The following is a 14072-nucleotide window of genomic DNA, read 5'->3' as shown; positions in this document are numbered from 1 at the left end:
GTTCAGGCCCGCTACGAAGATGAAGGTGATCCTCGATCTCGAGGGGAACGAAAGGGAGCTTGGTACCCTAGCCTGGAGCGCTCGTGAGGCGTTGGCATACTTCGAATACTCCGCCGAATTCATTGCCCGTCCACTTCTTATGTCGCCCTACAATTTGCACGTCAAATCGGGACTGATCCCAGCCAAAAGAAACCCATTTCAAGGACTACATGGGTTATTCAACGACAGTCTTCCCGATGGATGGGGCAAGATGCTATTGGATCGTCGGCTGACGGCGGCTGGAATCGACAAGAGTACGTTGACACCTTTGGATCGGCTCTCCGCTGTCGGGACAACCGGCATGGGAGCATTGGCCTATATCCCAGAATTTCTTGGTGAAGGGCGCGGGTCGCATGACCTCGACTGGTTCGTTGAGCAGGTGGAACTTGTTCAGAACGAGATGGCTACGGCGGAAATTGACGCTCTGCAAGGCGCGCAGGGCGGCTCGGCCGGTGCCAGACCGAAGATCATGATCGGCTTCAACCCAGAACAGAACACGTTCGTCATCGACTACGGCCATAAGTTGGGGATCGGCTTCGAGCATTGGATGGTCAAGGGGCCGAGCATCCACGACCACAAGGAGATCGGTGTCGAAGAGTACGCCTACGCGCTCATGGCAAAGTCCGCAGGATTGAAAATGGCCGAGGCGCAGATATTAAAGACGCAGAAGGGCAATCAGCTGTTTGCAACAAGGAGATTTGATCGCACTCCGAAAGGACGTGTCCATATGCAAACTGCGAGTGGCTTGATCCAGGCCGATCACACTCTTGCTTCGATTGACTACGGAGACCTTCACAAGATCACGGGTGCAATCACGCGTGACAGTAGGCAGGTGCTACGTATGTTCGGCCACATGGTCTTCAACGTTTGCGCTCGAAACCGTGACGATCACGCAAAAAACCATGCTTTCCTGATGGGGTTGGACGGCCAATGGGAGCTTTCCCCCGCCTACGACCTGACCTTCTCCCTTGGGCCGGGTGGAGAGCACAGTGCTGCAATCGCTGGCGAGGGCAGGAACCCTGGCAAGCAACACCTGCTCGAGGTGGCCAGAGTGGCATCAATCGCCGAGAGCGACACACTGGAGGTCGTTGAGCGCGTTCGCTCAGCCGTTGATCAATGGCCACGATTTGCAGACGAGGCTGGTCTGTCAAAGGCGCGAACCTCAGAAATTGATCAAGTGCTAAACGGGCGAAGGCCAACACAAACCCTGCGAATTGAACCGAGTTCCGATCTGATGGTCTCCTCGTCAAAGCAAAGAAACAAGAAAACACCAAAGGATGATGGGTACACCCCAGGCAGCAATTCTGGGTTCCGACCCTGAGCTACGTAGTTACGGAAAACCTAATCGCCGGAAAACTCCAACTCCCGGCGCTCCAAAGTTGGGCCCAGAGCAGAAAACTCCAGACCTTCCTGAAAACTGCAGGGACGTTGGGTCTCAGGCCAAATGCTAATCTGCGGAGTTGGACGCTTTCTCGAGTTTCACCAAATGCGCCTCACAGATTACTTTTACGAGCTCGTAGAGGATTGAGGTCCGGGCAATCAGCCAGGTCAAGGCTTCCTGGCTGATCTCGTAATGCTCCGAGTACCGCGCTTTGACGTATGCTTCGTTCAGCGTGTTGAACCAGGATTGGTATCGATGCTGATCGCGTGGCCAGGCTTCTGCGAGCTGCAGGTCCTGCCCCTCGGCCAGGCCGCGCAGGAATTTTAGGTTGTGCGAAGCGGGACTGTAGTTTGTCAGCGTCAGTAGAAGCGCGGAATACGCTTGTTCAATGGCTTGGTGCAGCATGAACGCTGTACCAAGAGCGTCGTCTTTCTGGAGGCGGAAAACCGCAGATTCAGCAAATGTGTCAACTACTCTAAACCGGGCAGTGTAGTGCCTTTTCGCGATCCCGTATGCCTGCTGTCTCGTGAGCAACTTCGGCGTTGCAAGTGGCCTGTCGTCGAATTCGTAAAGAACAACACCTTCGCGGCGGATATCGCTGAAGAAATACTGTCCATCCCGAAGGAATTTATTCACCTCGCGGACGCCGTGGACGATCACGCTGACCGGGGTTTCGATCCCGGCCTCCCACATCAAGCGGTCGGTTGCCTTGTCCCAATACTCCGGTTCGGCCAGCTTCTTGCTGTTGACGATAACCAGCACATCGTAGTCCGAGCGGTATCCCTTCATCGTGTGGGGTTCGTCGACAAATGTCCCACGGGCATAAGAGCCAAACAGAATGATCTTGAATATCCGTCCGTTCTGCTTGAACGCAGCTGTGCCACCGCTGAGCTTGTCGGAAAACTCTGTATGAATGATCTCAACGACGCGGGCGAGTTCGCGCTGCTTGCGCTCGGGCAGATGTTCGAGGCTTGTCTTCATCAGCAATTAAAAACCCTTCGGTTCCGATTCGGACCGGTATTCAGTTTTACGGCACAACGGACAGTGCCGGAAGGCGGCGTTGGTTTCAACGAAGGGATTGTAAAGATCGCCCTACATCCGCTATGGAGCGGTTGAGAGAACAGCGCATTGAGCCGACGCACTTTGGTCCGCCACTCGCTCACCAGTGCCGGTTGGGACCGTGCAGGCTGCGAGACGCGCAGTGACGTGTCGACATGATATAAACACCAGCCTCCGGGTGCGCGATTTCCTCGCCTTGAGATCCCATCATGCCTGGCCGCCACACCAACCGTTCCTTGCTCGGCCTTGATTTTCCGGAAAGCAGAAAAGAATCTGGAGCCCTCACGATCGCAAGATTCCGGCCAGAGATTTCGTCATTCACAGAGCCGTGAGTAGTAAGTCGCAACCATCGCTCTGCCATAATCAATGGTTTCAGCATGCGGCCCAATTTATTTTCCGCTTCCGAAGCTTCGCTCAATCGGTATGCTGGCCAACAGGCAACTCAAATACAGGGCGCGTGATGACAGACCGGCACAATGGTCACCGGGAACGGATGACAATCCTTGGGGATCTTGATGCCACCTCTTTCGTACCTTGGATCCAGCGCCACGCTGCCAAGCTGGGGCTTTCGCAAGCCATATCCCACTCCAGCACCGACCGGATTGACCTTGAGGTCGAGGGACCGGAAGAATTGATCGACATGATGGAAATGGGCTGTTCGCTCGGCCCGATCGACGTGTGGGTCGAGACGATCGTGCGCACGTCCATAAACCGGGAAATTACCTGACGGACACGCGAGTTTCTGCGAGAGATACAACCTCTGCACTTTATTTGATCATTCTTGCCAATGCAGAAAATTTATGCAAACGTGACGGCCGCCGGGAAAACGTCGCGCGTCGCATAACGCGAATACACTTGGCTACTATTTGATTTTATTCAGGAAGTTCATTGATGCATTCCGACACGAGGGGCTCGTGGACGCCAGTCGCCCTTTCCGCAGATTTGCCGGCGGGAACTGTCATGCCGGCACAGACATCAGCTGGATCGCTTGCCCTCTGGCGAACGGTTTCAGGGCATGCAACAGCATCGGCCGATCGCTGTCCGCATCGTGGAATGCGTTTGTCTCACGGCTTCGTGCGCGGCGAATCGCTTTCATGCATCTATCACGGCTGGAGCTATGCACAGGCTGGACACTGTCTTCGCATTCCGGCTCATCCAGGGTTGGTGCCGCCGGAGACGATCCGCGTCTTAACGCATGCGGTCGTGGAATCCGATGGGGTCATCTGGGTCGCCGTTGGGCAGCCGGAGGACAGACCTCCTCGGCTTGAAGATCTCATTCCTCTGCGTTCCCTGACGGCGCTCGCCGATGTCGCTGCGATCGAGTCTGCAGCGGGCGCGAAGGCGAGCGTGAAAGGTGTCGTCGACCTCGCCCGGACCGCCGGGACGATCTTTCTTCTGCTGTCAGCCCAAGACGAGGGCAAGACCCTGATCCATGTGCTGCTCAAGGGCGCGGCCGACCCTGCTGCTCGCATCGCCGCCTCAAGGGCGGTCGAAACTCTGCGCCGCAAGGCCGAGGATCTTCAGATCAAGGCGATCGCCCAATGACCGAACAGGCGATGATTGACGAATGGTATCCGGTCGGCCTGTTCAGTCAGCTGGATCAGGCAGGGCGCCAGACCACGCTGATGGGCGAGCCAATCGCGGTGGCGCGCGATGAGAATGGCGACGCGAAGGTAACCGGCGGAAATGGCCGCTGCCTGCCTGTGCGCGTTCGCTACGGCCATGTCTGGTCGTCCCTCGGCGCGCCGAGGAAGGACCTTTTTCCGATCCCCGAGGCTGATCAGCCTGGCCGCCGCTTCGTCGATGTCGGCGCCGTGCGAGTGCGCTGCTCTCCCTTGCGCGCAGTCGAGAACTTCCTCGATGTCGCGCATTTCCCCTTCGTACACACCGATATTCTCGGCGCCGAGCCCCATACGGAAGTGCAGAACTACAAGGTCGAGATCCGCGAGGACGTCGATGAGGTCTGGGCAACGCAGGTGAGGTTCTACCAGCCGCAGGCGGCGAAGTCGGCAAGCGGCGGCATCACGACGGAGTATATGTATCGCGTGCCGGCGCCCACCTGCTCGGTCCTCTACAAGACGTGCCCACCGCGCCCGAGCGAATGGGATGTCATCACGCTTTTCGTCCAGCCGCTTGCCGAAGACCTGTGCGACGTCTGGCCGTGGATGGCGCTGTTCGATGACACGACATCCCAGACCGATCTTATCCACTTCCAGCAGACGATCTTCCTGCAGGACCGTTCGATTCTCGAAAACCAGATCCCGCGCCTTCTGCCGCTCGATCCCGGGATGGAAATTCCCACCCGAGCCGATCTGACCTCGGTCGCTTACCGACGCTGGCTTAAACGCCACAACTACACCTATGGCGCACAGCTGGTGGCACAATGAGGTTGTTCGACTACATCCTCTCGCCCAGCTGCTACAAGGTGCGCCTTATGGCGGCACTCACCGGCTTGACGCTCGACATCCGCCCGGTGGATTTCCATCCCGGGGCGGAGCATAAGGGCGCCGAACTCCTGGCACTCAATCCGGCCGGCTCCATCCCGATCCTGGAAGACGGCGACTTGGTCCTGACCGAATCCTCGGCCATCCTCGTCTATCTCGCCGCCAAGGCAGCACCGGTATGGCTCGGCGGCGCGAGTTCCGAGGAAGCCGCACGCGTGCAGCAATGGCTTTCCTTTTCCGGTCGGCTGACGGCAAGTCTCGGCGGCGCACGGTTGACCGAAATGCTGCTGCGGCCGGGCAATATCGGCGCGCTGCAGACACAAGGAGTTCTGGCCCTACGCGAATTGGAAGCGGGCCTTGTCGAGCAAGACCTCCGTGGCATGCGCTTCCTTGCTGGACACCGGCCGACGGTTGCCGATATTGCCTGCTTTCCCTACGTCGCGCTGGCGCCCGACGGCGGCGTATCGCTCGATCCCTATCCCGCGATCAGGCTCTGGTCGCGGGCGCTCCGCAGTCTCGATCATTTCATCGAGATGCCCGGCATTCACCGGCTGCATGAACTGAAGCCCGAACCTCATATCGAACCGGGCGAGGCATGACATGACCAGCCATCTTTTGAAGAACTGCGCAGCTGTGATCGTCGACGAAGGCCAGAGACCGGTCGTTCGTCGCAATGTCGACCTCCTGACCAATGGGCCAGCCATCCAAGCCATTGGCGCAAATATCGAGATGGGCACGCTGCCCGATGGCACGACCGTTCAAGACGCCACCGGCTGGTTCGTCTATCCGGGCCTCGTCAACACCCACCATCATTTCTTCCAGTGCTTCGTGCGCAACCGTGCCGAACTCGACTGGACGAAGCTGTCGGTCATCGAATGGCTGGACCGCATCTACCCGATCTTCTCGCAGCTCAACGAAAAATGCTTCTACCACTCCTCAGTCACCGCCATGGCCGAACTGATCAAGCATGGCTGCACCACCGCCTTCGATCACCAGTATAATTTCCCCCGCCACGCCGGAAAGCAGCTGATCGACCGCCAGTTCGAGGCCGCCGAACTGCTCGGCATGCGCTTTCACGCCGGGCGGGGCGGCAATACCCTGCCAAAATCGAAGGGTTCCACCATTCCCGATGAAATGCTGGAAACAACGGACGAGTTCATTTCCGATTGCGCCCGCCTGATCGACACCTATCACGATACCAGCCGGTTCAGTATGCGCCAGGTTGCGGTCGCACCCTGCCAGCCGGTCAACTGCTACCGCGAGACGTTCGTGGAATCAGTGGCACTGGCACGCGATCGCGGCGTGATGATGCACACCCATGTCGGCGAGGGTGAAAGCCCGGTCATTCAGGCCCGCCACGGCATGCGCACCGTCGATTATCTGGAAGAGCTCGGTTTTGCAGGACCTGACGCCTTCTATGCCCATTGCTGGGAACTGACCCATGACGAGCTCAAGACGATGGCTGCCAGCGGCACCGGCGTCGCCCATTGCCCAGAACCGGTCTATCTGGTCGGCGCTGAAGTCACCGATATCCCCGCCATGCAGGCCTTTGGCCTGCGTGTTGGCCTCGGCTGCGACGGTACCGCGTCCAATGACAATTCGAACCTGATGCACTGCCTGCACTCGGCCTACATGCTGCAGTGCCTCGTCGCGTCCACACGCGCCCATCCGGTACCGCCACCGGTCGATTTCCTCAGCTACGCCACGACCGGGGGCGCGAGCCTGCTCGGCCGGGGCGACATCGGACGGCTTGCGCCGGGCATGGCCGCCGACCTTTTTGCGATTGATACCCGCCGTATGGACTATGTCGGCACGCGGCATGATCCGCTGAGCCTTATTCCCCGCGTCGGTATCGGCATGGCAACCGACATGACCATGATCAACGGCCGCATTGTCTGGCAAAAGGGCGAATTCCCCGGCCTTGACGAAGCAAAACTGTCGGCCGATGCCGAGGCCGCACTCGCCACCGTGGAATTCTAAAAAAACCAAAAAGGGAACTGTAACCATGAACAACCTGACCCGCAGAAACCTGATCAAGGCCGCTGCCGCAACTGGCCTTGCCGGCGCGCTCGGCGGCCGCCTGGCCTTTGCCGCCGACGAGCCGCTCGGCATCACGCTTGTCGTTCCCTCGCCCATCGGTGACGTCGGTTGGGGTCATGCGCTGGCCGTCGGCCTCGATCCCATCAAGGCAGCCTATGGCGACAAGGTGAAGGTCACCATTCTCGAAAACATCGCCGAAGGTCCCGATGCCGACCGTATCATGACCAAGACAGTTGCCGACGGGAACAAGTTCCTGATTGCCGGCTCGTTCGGCTATCAGAATGGCGCATTGCAGATCGCGCGCCGTGATCCGGGCGTTACCGTGCTGCATGCTTCCGGCTTTCAGGTTGCCCCGAACTTCTCACCCTTTGCCGCAAAGTATTTCCAGGGCTCCTATCTGCTCGGAATGGCGGCCGCAGCGCTGAGCAAAACCGGCAAGCTCGGCTCCGTATCCGCCTTCGCGATCCCCGAGCTCATCACCACCATCAACGCCTTCACGCTTGGCGCCCAGGCAGTCAAGCCGGACATCGAAGTGTCGGTCGTATGGGTGAATTCGTGGTTTGATCCGGCCAAGGAGCAGGAAGCCGCCAAGGCTTTGATCGCGCAGAAATGCGACGTTATCTTCTCCAACGCTCAGGATACGCCCTCCGTCATCGCCGCCTGCGAGGACGCGGGCGTCTACTCGTTCAACCTCAACTCGTCGATGAAGAAATACGCGCCGAAAACGTACCTCGGCTGCATTTCGACAGACTGGTCGCCCTTCTTCAAGGCGTCTGTCGATGCGCATCTTGCCGGCGCCTTCAAGGGTGCCAATACCTTCCTCGGCGTCGCCGAAAAGGTCGTCCAAGTCATCGACTGGAGCCCGGACGTCCCAGCCGATGTGATGACAAAGATCAAGGACGTCGAGGCGAAAGTCGCCGACGGCAGTTTCTCGCCATTTACTGGGCCGATTACCAAGGCGGACGGCAGCGAAGGCGTGGCGGCCGGAACGGCAATGCCCGATACCCAGATCGTTGCACTGGACTGGCACGTCAAGGGCGTCACCACGCCGCTGCCGAAATAAGCCATGGCTATCCCGCTCCTGTCGCTCCGCGGCATTTCCAAGAGCTACGGCCAGATCCACGCCAATCAGGCAATCGATCTGGATGTGGCTCCGCAGTCGATCCATGCGATCCTCGGAGAAAACGGGGCGGGAAAATCGACGCTGATGAAACTGATCTACGGCGTCGAGCAACCGGATGACGGTACCGTCGTCTGGGAAGGAAAGCCATTGCATCTTGCCTCCCCTGCGGATGCGAGACGCAAGGGCATCGGCATGGTCTTCCAACATTTTTCGCTATTCGAGACTTTGACCGTCGTTGAGAACATCCGGCTGGTCGTGCCCGGTCGGAAAGCCGATCTCAAGGCGCGGATCGAGGCGCTTGGACGGGAGTTCGGCCTTGACGTCGATCCGCTCGCCCATGTGCACGCGCTGTCCGTCGGCGAGCGGCAGCGGGTGGAGATCATTCGCTGCCTGATGACCAATCCGAAACTGCTGATCCTGGACGAACCCACCTCGGTCCTGCCGCCGCAGCTGGTGGAGAAGCTTTTCGATACGCTGCGCAGGCTGCGCGACGGCGGCGTTTCCGTCCTGTTCATTTCCCACAAGCTGGAGGAAATCCGCGCAATCTGCGACCGGGCTACCATCCTGCGTGGCGGGCGTGTCACAGGCGATATCGACCCACGCGAGCACGATGCTCATGATCTGGCCCGCATGATGATCGGCCGCGAGATGCCGGCACCGATGCCGGCGCTGCCACGGTCGGCGGGTGAAAAGCGGCTTGAGATCATCGGGCTCGACCATACGCCCACCGACCCTTTCGGCGTGCCGCTTTCCGGCATCAGCCTTGAAGTGCGCGCCGGTGAAATTCTGGGAATTGCTGGAATTTCCGGCAACGGTCAAAGCGAGCTTGCCGCGCTGATATCCGGCGAGACCTTGCTTGGGCGGGAACAGCGCGACCGGATCTACATGATGGGAAAGGACGTCGGCAGGTTCGATGCCGCCGCCCGCAGACACCTCGGATTCGCTTTCGTTCCGGAAGACCGGCTTGGGCGCGGCGCCGTGCCGGAAATGTCGCTCACTCTCAACAGCTTGTTGACGGCCCACCCGCTCAAGCTTCTGCGGCGCGGCCTTGTCGACAGGGCGCGCGCGACCGCGTTCACCGAAGATTGCATCCGCCAATACGATGTCCGCACACCCGGCCCAGACGCGGAAGCCGGTAGCTTGTCCGGCGGCAATCTGCAGAAATTCATCGTCGGCCGCGAAATCATGCTGTCGCCCAAACTGCTGTTCGTCGCGCAACCGACCTGGGGCGTCGATATCGGCGCTGCGTCGGCCGTGCGAAGCCGGCTGGTCGCATTGCGCAACGAAGGCATGGCGATCCTCGTGATCTCCGAAGAGCTTGAGGAACTGTTCGAGCTGAGCGATAGCATCCAGGTACTGCATCACGGCGCGCTCAGCCCGCCGCTCGTGACCCGCGACACAAAGCCCGAAGACATCGGCCGATACATGATCGGGGCGCAGCATTCGCCCGGAAAGGCACCCGCATGAATGGCTTGTCCATGGCTTTCCTTCCCAATCTTGTGCGGCGGGAGCGCGCGTCACTGAAGGCAACCTTGCTTGCACCTGTCATCGCGCTGTCGGCCGCCATCATCCTCAATCTCGGTCTTTACATTGTAATGGGGCGTGACCCGGTCGCAGTCGTCTATGCCATGCTGCTCGAGCCCTTCCTCTCCTGGGCATCGTTTTCGGAAGTGCTGTTGAAGGCGGGGCCGCTGCTTCTCATTGCCCAGGGATTGGCAATCGGCTTTCGCGCCAAAGTCTTCAACATTGGCGCCGAGGGCCAGTTCATCCTCGGCGCGATTTTCGCCTCCGCTATTCCCGTCTGGTTTCCGCAGGCGACGGGCCAGTGGATCTGGCCGGCAATGCTGCTGCTCGGCGCAATCGGAGGCGCGCTCTGGGCGTCGATCACCGCCTTCTGGCGGGTCCGGCTGAATGCCAACGAGATCCTGGTTTCGCTGATGCTCAGCCTTGTTGCAACCCAGCTGCTCAATTACCTGCTGCTCGGTCCCTGGAAGGATCCGAACGGCTTTAATTTCCCGCAGTCGGTGATGTTCCAGTATGACGCAATGGTGCCAACACTGATGTCCGGTACGCGCGTCAACGTCTCGCTCCTCATCACGCTTGCGCTGTCGCTCGCGGCCTGGGTTTTCATGCAGAAGAGCTTCTCTGGCTATAAGCTGCAGGTCGGTGGGCTTGCACCGAAGGCAGCCGGCTATGCCGGCTTCAACGAAGGCTGGGCTATCTGGCTTTCGCTGTTGATCGGCGGCTTTGCCGCAGGACTTGCGGGCGCTGCAGAAGTTGCCGGGCCGCTTGGCCAGCTGCAACGCTCGATCTCCACCGGCTATGGCTACGCTGCCATTATCGTCGCCTATCTCGGCGGCCTACATCCGATCGGCATCATCATCTCCGCACTGGTCATGGCGGTTATCTATATCGGCGGCGACAATGCCATGGTCTCGGCGAACCTGCCGATCGCTGCCGTCCGCGTCTTCCAGGGCAGTCTTCTGCTTGCCTATCTCGTTGCAGTTGCCTTCGTGCGTTACCGACTTGAATGGCCGCAATCCACCCAGAAGACCGCCCACCGGAGCCCGTCATGAACGCCATCGAATTCATCATTTCCGGAATGCTTGCCGCTGCGACGCCGTTCCTTCTCGCCGCCCTCGGCGAGTTGGTGGTCGAGCGTGCTGGCGTCCTAAACCTTGGCGTCGAAGGGCTGATGGCCTTAGGTGCCGTGCTCGCCTTCATCGTCGTCTATCACGGCGGCGGGCATTTCCTCGGTTTCGTCGTCGCGGGCCTTGGCAGCGCTGCTCTTTCGCTCCTCTTTGCCCTTGTCGCGCTTGGATTTCGGGCAAACCAGGTGGCGACTGGCCTGGCGATCGGCATTCTTGGCCAAGGCCTCTCCGCATTGTTCGGCAAAACTTACGAAAGCCTTACAGTCAAGGCATTGCCGAAGCTTGCACTTCCCTGGCTGTCCGAAGTCCCGGTCGTCGGCGGGCTTTTCAACCAGGACATCGTCGTATGGATTTCGCTTGTGGCAACCTTCGCCATATGGGCGATGTTCACCCACACCAAACTCGGCCTTGTCATCCGCGCCGTCGGCGAAAACCCAAAGGCGGCCCACGCCATTGGCTACGCAGTCATCAATGTGCGCGTTCTTGCGATCGCTTTTGGCGGTGCGATGGCGGGCTTTGCCGGCGCTTACGCCGCTGTGATCTACACACCACTTTGGGCCGATGGGATGATTGCCGGTCGCGGCTGGATTGCTATCGCCCTCGTCGTATTCGGTACCTGGCTCACCGGACGCATCTTCCTGGGTGCCTGCCTATTCGGTGCCGTCTCCCTGATGGGGCTGGCAGCTCAGGCGACGGGAATGGATGTTCCCTCCCAATTGCTGTCTAGCCTACCCTATCTCGTCACGATAATCGTGTTGGGAATAATCTCGGCAGACCGCCGCCTCCTGAAGCTGAACGGCGTCGCCTCGCTCGGCGAACCGTTCGGACGTTAGCCGGAAGGGGACAGCCAAGACAGCCAGCCCTGTCGCAAAATCGTGCTTGGTGAACCGACGTTGAGCAAGTGGTAACACCGCCTGCTCACCTTGAACGAATTGGAACCGCAAACCAGCTTGCGCGAATGGCTGCGTCCCTGTCGCTTATCGTCTTTTGTTTCGCCAGCGATTGAAGTCTCATCCGGCGGCGATTGGCGTTTCGGCAGTTTTGGATACGCCAGATGGAAATGCCAAGATTTCGTCTTACGCAACGTTGGAGCCGGTTGCCGCGATGAGCCAGGCATCTTCTCCTAGTCCGATATCCGAACGATGAACGCGCCCGCAAGCGGTGCTCGTCATCCGCCCATCCGCGAACGGCAAAGTATGTGGTCAGCCGGCGGGGTCGGGTGAAAGGGCTGCAGCCAGATTACCACCATTGTCTTCTGACAAGCCCTTGTATTTGGCCCGGAGAAGATCGAGATTAGCACCCATGATTGATCAGCCCCACTTCATCTCGCCGGTTGCGACCTTGGAGCCGATATCGAGCGCCACACTCATTCCGAGACCCGGGAAGCGCGCGTCCATGGCAGCCTTGAGCGATGTCGAATCCTTGTGCTTAGCGAGTTCTTCCTCAAACGCCTTCAGGTAGGCTATCGTATGCCTCACGCCAGAGATATCTGCCTTGGCTTCCGGGGTCATATGGCCGGCGACCACGATCACCGGCTTGCGCGCCGCAATCTGTTCGAGCGTGGCAATCCAGCCGGCCCTCAGCTCGGCGCTGTTGGTGTCGGCCGTCCACACATGCACGCCGTTGAAGATCAGCACGCCACCGACTACAGCGTTGAGCGAAGGCACGAACAGATAGCGCCGGTTGGTCAGGCCTTCGGCCTCAACGATCTCGATTGTCTCGCCGTCAACCATCAGCGTCTTGTCGTCGAAGGATTCCGGGATGATAACATCGGCCAGTGCCTGCGGACCGTTCTCCTTGAGCTGCGGGCCCCAGACGGCAAGCTTTTTCTCAACACTGCCCTTGATGACGTCAACGGTGGTGGAAGCCGCGACGACCTTTGCATCAGGGAATGCAGCCTTGATCGGGCGCAGGCTGAAGTAATAGTCCGGGTCGCTCTGGCTGATATAGATCGTGGTGAGTTTTTTACCTGACGCTTTGATCGCCTCAGCGACGGCCTTGCCGTCGGGAAGGGTGAAGCCGCCGTCGATCAGCACAGCTTCGGTCGCACCGGACAAAAGAACGGGCGCACGAAAGAAGCCGTTTTGCCCGGCCGGAAATGCTTGCCATGTGAGGCTTCCTGACGCATGGCCAAGGCCAGCGGGTGCGAAGACGGTAGTCAGTCCAGCGGCGAGCGTGGTTTTCATGATGGTTCTCCTGGTAAACATGAGGTTTCCTTGCGTCTCGTTCATAGTGGGAACTCAAATCGTCACAACGTGTCTGCACGTGCGGTCGTGTATCTCGCCTGCAGTAGGCCGTTATCCTGCTCGTACTGTCGCACGTAGACATTGGATGGAAAATACCGTTTAATTTGACATATTGTATGCCAAAAGCTGACAATTTCATGGGTGCCCCCTGATGCCTCACGCCACGAACCTCAATCGCCTCGCCCACTTTGCCGCTGTGGTTGATGCGGGTTCCTTCACGCGGGCGGCTGAATATCTCGGAATTACGAAGGCTGTTGTCAGCCAGCAAGTGGCCAAGCTTGAACAGGAAGTCGGGACCACGTTGCTGATGCGCACGACACGGCGGCTGCAGCCGACCGAGGCCGGACGACTGTTTCATGCCCGCTGTGTGTCGATCCTGAAAGAGGCAGAGGAAGCCTTGGCGGAACTGGCACAATCCAGGACCGACCCCAAAGGCCTTTTGAGGATCACCGCACCCTTTGACTATGGCACCTCAGTCATCGTGCCTTTGATCACGACCTTCACCGCGCACTACACGGATTGCAAGGTTGAGCTGAACCTAAGCGACAGTACGATGGACCTGATCGCTGACAACATGGACCTCGCCATTCGCGTCGGCTGGCTCGATGACTCAAGTCTGCAGTCCAGACGGATAGGCTCTTTTTCGCAGTTTCTGGTCGGTCCGCCTCAGCTTGCCGCGAAAATAGCCGAAGTGAGGATGCCGTCCGAGTTGCCGTCCCTGCCCTTTGTCGCCAATAACGCGCTGCGAGAGCCTCTGGAATGGACGTTCACGCGCGGCGATCAAAACGTTCAGACCGTGCGTTTCCATGAGAATATCGCGATCAATACCACACCGGCAGTTATGGAGGCCGTCCGCCTAGGGGGCGGACTGTCGATCCTGCCGGATTTCCTTGCGAAGGCAGATGTGGAAAACGGGCGGCTGCTTCATGTCCTGCCTGACTGGCGTCTCCCATCTGGCGGCATTTACATTGTCTACCCAGCGGCGCGATTTCGTCCGCCAAAAGTTTCAGCGTTTGTCGATATGCTGACAACGGCGTTGAAGGGATAACTGACGATTATGCCACAAGATGAACGGCCTTATGGCCAAGT

The 14072-nt window shown here is 59.2% G+C and carries 13 protein-coding genes; 11 read left to right on the top strand and 2 right to left on the bottom strand.

Features of this window, described 5'->3' with window-relative positions; genetic code table 11:
• Positions 1-19 precede the first annotated feature (19 nt).
• Positions 20-1360, top strand: coding sequence for a type II toxin-antitoxin system HipA family toxin (locus R6X40_RS22415; RefSeq protein WP_318416209.1), 1341 nt, complete (start codon positions 20-22; stop codon positions 1358-1360).
• Positions 1361-1486: 126 nt separating this feature from the next.
• On the opposite strand, the gene R6X40_RS22410 is transcribed toward R6X40_RS22415, so the two are convergent.
• Entirely contained in the window at positions 1487-2401 is a 915-nt protein-coding gene (locus tag R6X40_RS22410) for a nucleotidyltransferase and HEPN domain-containing protein (protein WP_318416508.1), read from the bottom strand.
• A gap of 538 nt (positions 2402-2939) precedes the next feature.
• On the opposite strand from R6X40_RS22410, the gene R6X40_RS22405 reads away from it, so the two are divergent.
• From R6X40_RS22405 to R6X40_RS22365, 9 genes are all read left to right on the top strand, one after another.
• On the top strand, positions 2940-3206 hold the full coding sequence (locus R6X40_RS22405; RefSeq protein WP_318416207.1) for an acylphosphatase: 267 nt from the start codon (positions 2940-2942) through the stop codon (positions 3204-3206).
• Between the two features lie 164 nt (positions 3207-3370).
• The gene (locus R6X40_RS22400; protein ID WP_318416206.1) at positions 3371-4024 is read left to right on the top strand and encodes a Rieske 2Fe-2S domain-containing protein; all 654 of its coding nucleotides are present in this window, start codon (positions 3371-3373) and stop codon (positions 4022-4024) included.
• The gene (locus R6X40_RS22395; RefSeq protein WP_318416205.1) at positions 4021-4866 is read left to right on the top strand and encodes an aromatic ring-hydroxylating dioxygenase subunit alpha; all 846 of its coding nucleotides are present in this window, start codon (positions 4021-4023) and stop codon (positions 4864-4866) included. Before R6X40_RS22400 ends, R6X40_RS22395 begins: the two co-directional genes overlap by 4 nt.
• The gene (locus R6X40_RS22390) at positions 4863-5522 is read left to right on the top strand and encodes a glutathione S-transferase family protein (RefSeq protein WP_318416203.1); all 660 of its coding nucleotides are present in this window, start codon (positions 4863-4865) and stop codon (positions 5520-5522) included. Before R6X40_RS22395 ends, R6X40_RS22390 begins: the two co-directional genes overlap by 4 nt.
• A 1-nt stretch (position 5523) precedes the next feature.
• Positions 5524-6903: an amidohydrolase gene (locus tag R6X40_RS22385; RefSeq protein WP_318416202.1), complete on the top strand. Its 1380-nt coding sequence runs from the start codon at positions 5524-5526 to the stop codon at positions 6901-6903.
• A 25-nt stretch (positions 6904-6928) separates the two neighbouring features.
• Positions 6929-8026 carry a BMP family ABC transporter substrate-binding protein gene (locus R6X40_RS22380; RefSeq protein ID WP_318416201.1) on the top strand — a complete coding sequence of 366 codons (1098 nt, stop codon included), beginning with the start codon at positions 6929-6931 and terminating at the stop codon, positions 8024-8026.
• Between the two features lie 3 nt (positions 8027-8029).
• Positions 8030-9553 (top strand): ABC transporter ATP-binding protein, encoded by a 1524-nt coding sequence (locus R6X40_RS22375; protein WP_318416199.1) that lies wholly within the window; start codon positions 8030-8032, stop codon positions 9551-9553.
• The gene (locus R6X40_RS22370) at positions 9550-10662 is read left to right on the top strand and encodes an ABC transporter permease (RefSeq protein ID WP_318416198.1); all 1113 of its coding nucleotides are present in this window, start codon (positions 9550-9552) and stop codon (positions 10660-10662) included. The genes R6X40_RS22375 and R6X40_RS22370 overlap by 4 nt, the downstream gene beginning before the upstream one ends.
• Entirely contained in the window at positions 10659-11570 is a 912-nt protein-coding gene (locus R6X40_RS22365) for an ABC transporter permease (protein ID WP_318416196.1), read from the top strand. Before R6X40_RS22370 ends, R6X40_RS22365 begins: the two co-directional genes overlap by 4 nt.
• Positions 11571-12047: 477 nt before the next feature.
• Here the strand turns inward: R6X40_RS22365 and R6X40_RS22360 are convergent, their stop codons facing one another.
• Complete coding sequence (locus R6X40_RS22360) at positions 12048-12944, bottom strand: MBL fold metallo-hydrolase (protein ID WP_318416194.1); 897 nt, start codon at positions 12942-12944, stop codon at positions 12048-12050.
• 190 nt (positions 12945-13134) lie between these two features.
• On the opposite strand from R6X40_RS22360, the gene R6X40_RS22355 reads away from it, so the two are divergent.
• Positions 13135-14031 carry a LysR family transcriptional regulator gene (locus R6X40_RS22355; protein WP_318416192.1) on the top strand — a complete coding sequence of 299 codons (897 nt, stop codon included), beginning with the start codon at positions 13135-13137 and terminating at the stop codon, positions 14029-14031.
• Positions 14032-14072 lie beyond the last annotated feature (41 nt).

This window comes from Rhizobium sp. PL01 (assembly GCF_033447125.1).
Lineage (GTDB): Bacteria > Pseudomonadota > Alphaproteobacteria > Rhizobiales > Rhizobiaceae > Pararhizobium.
The sequence above is the reverse complement of the archived record's forward strand: the minus strand, read 5'-3'. Positions and strand labels throughout refer to the sequence as shown.

Coding starts and splice junctions, on each gene's coding strand:
- R6X40_RS22395 (WP_318416205.1), top strand. CDS start 4,021: ATGACCGAACAGGCGATGATTGACGAATGGTATCCGGTCGGCCTGTTC.
- R6X40_RS22380 (WP_318416201.1), top strand. CDS start 6,929: ATGAACAACCTGACCCGCAGAAACCTGATCAAGGCCGCTGCCGCAACT.
- R6X40_RS22390 (WP_318416203.1), top strand. CDS start 4,863: ATGAGGTTGTTCGACTACATCCTCTCGCCCAGCTGCTACAAGGTGCGC.
- R6X40_RS22385 (WP_318416202.1), top strand. CDS start 5,524: ATGACCAGCCATCTTTTGAAGAACTGCGCAGCTGTGATCGTCGACGAA.
- R6X40_RS22400 (WP_318416206.1), top strand. CDS start 3,371: ATGCATTCCGACACGAGGGGCTCGTGGACGCCAGTCGCCCTTTCCGCA.
- R6X40_RS22355 (WP_318416192.1), top strand. CDS start 13,135: ATGCCTCACGCCACGAACCTCAATCGCCTCGCCCACTTTGCCGCTGTG.
- R6X40_RS22410 (WP_318416508.1), bottom strand. CDS start 2,401: ATGAAGACAAGCCTCGAACATCTGCCCGAGCGCAAGCAGCGCGAACTC.
- R6X40_RS22365 (WP_318416196.1), top strand. CDS start 10,659: ATGAACGCCATCGAATTCATCATTTCCGGAATGCTTGCCGCTGCGACG.
- R6X40_RS22405 (WP_318416207.1), top strand. CDS start 2,940: ATGACAGACCGGCACAATGGTCACCGGGAACGGATGACAATCCTTGGG.
- R6X40_RS22360 (WP_318416194.1), bottom strand. CDS start 12,944: ATGTTTACCAGGAGAACCATCATGAAAACCACGCTCGCCGCTGGACTG.
- R6X40_RS22375 (WP_318416199.1), top strand. CDS start 8,030: ATGGCTATCCCGCTCCTGTCGCTCCGCGGCATTTCCAAGAGCTACGGC.
- R6X40_RS22415 (WP_318416209.1), top strand. CDS start 20: ATGAAGGTGATCCTCGATCTCGAGGGGAACGAAAGGGAGCTTGGTACC.
- R6X40_RS22370 (WP_318416198.1), top strand. CDS start 9,550: ATGAATGGCTTGTCCATGGCTTTCCTTCCCAATCTTGTGCGGCGGGAG.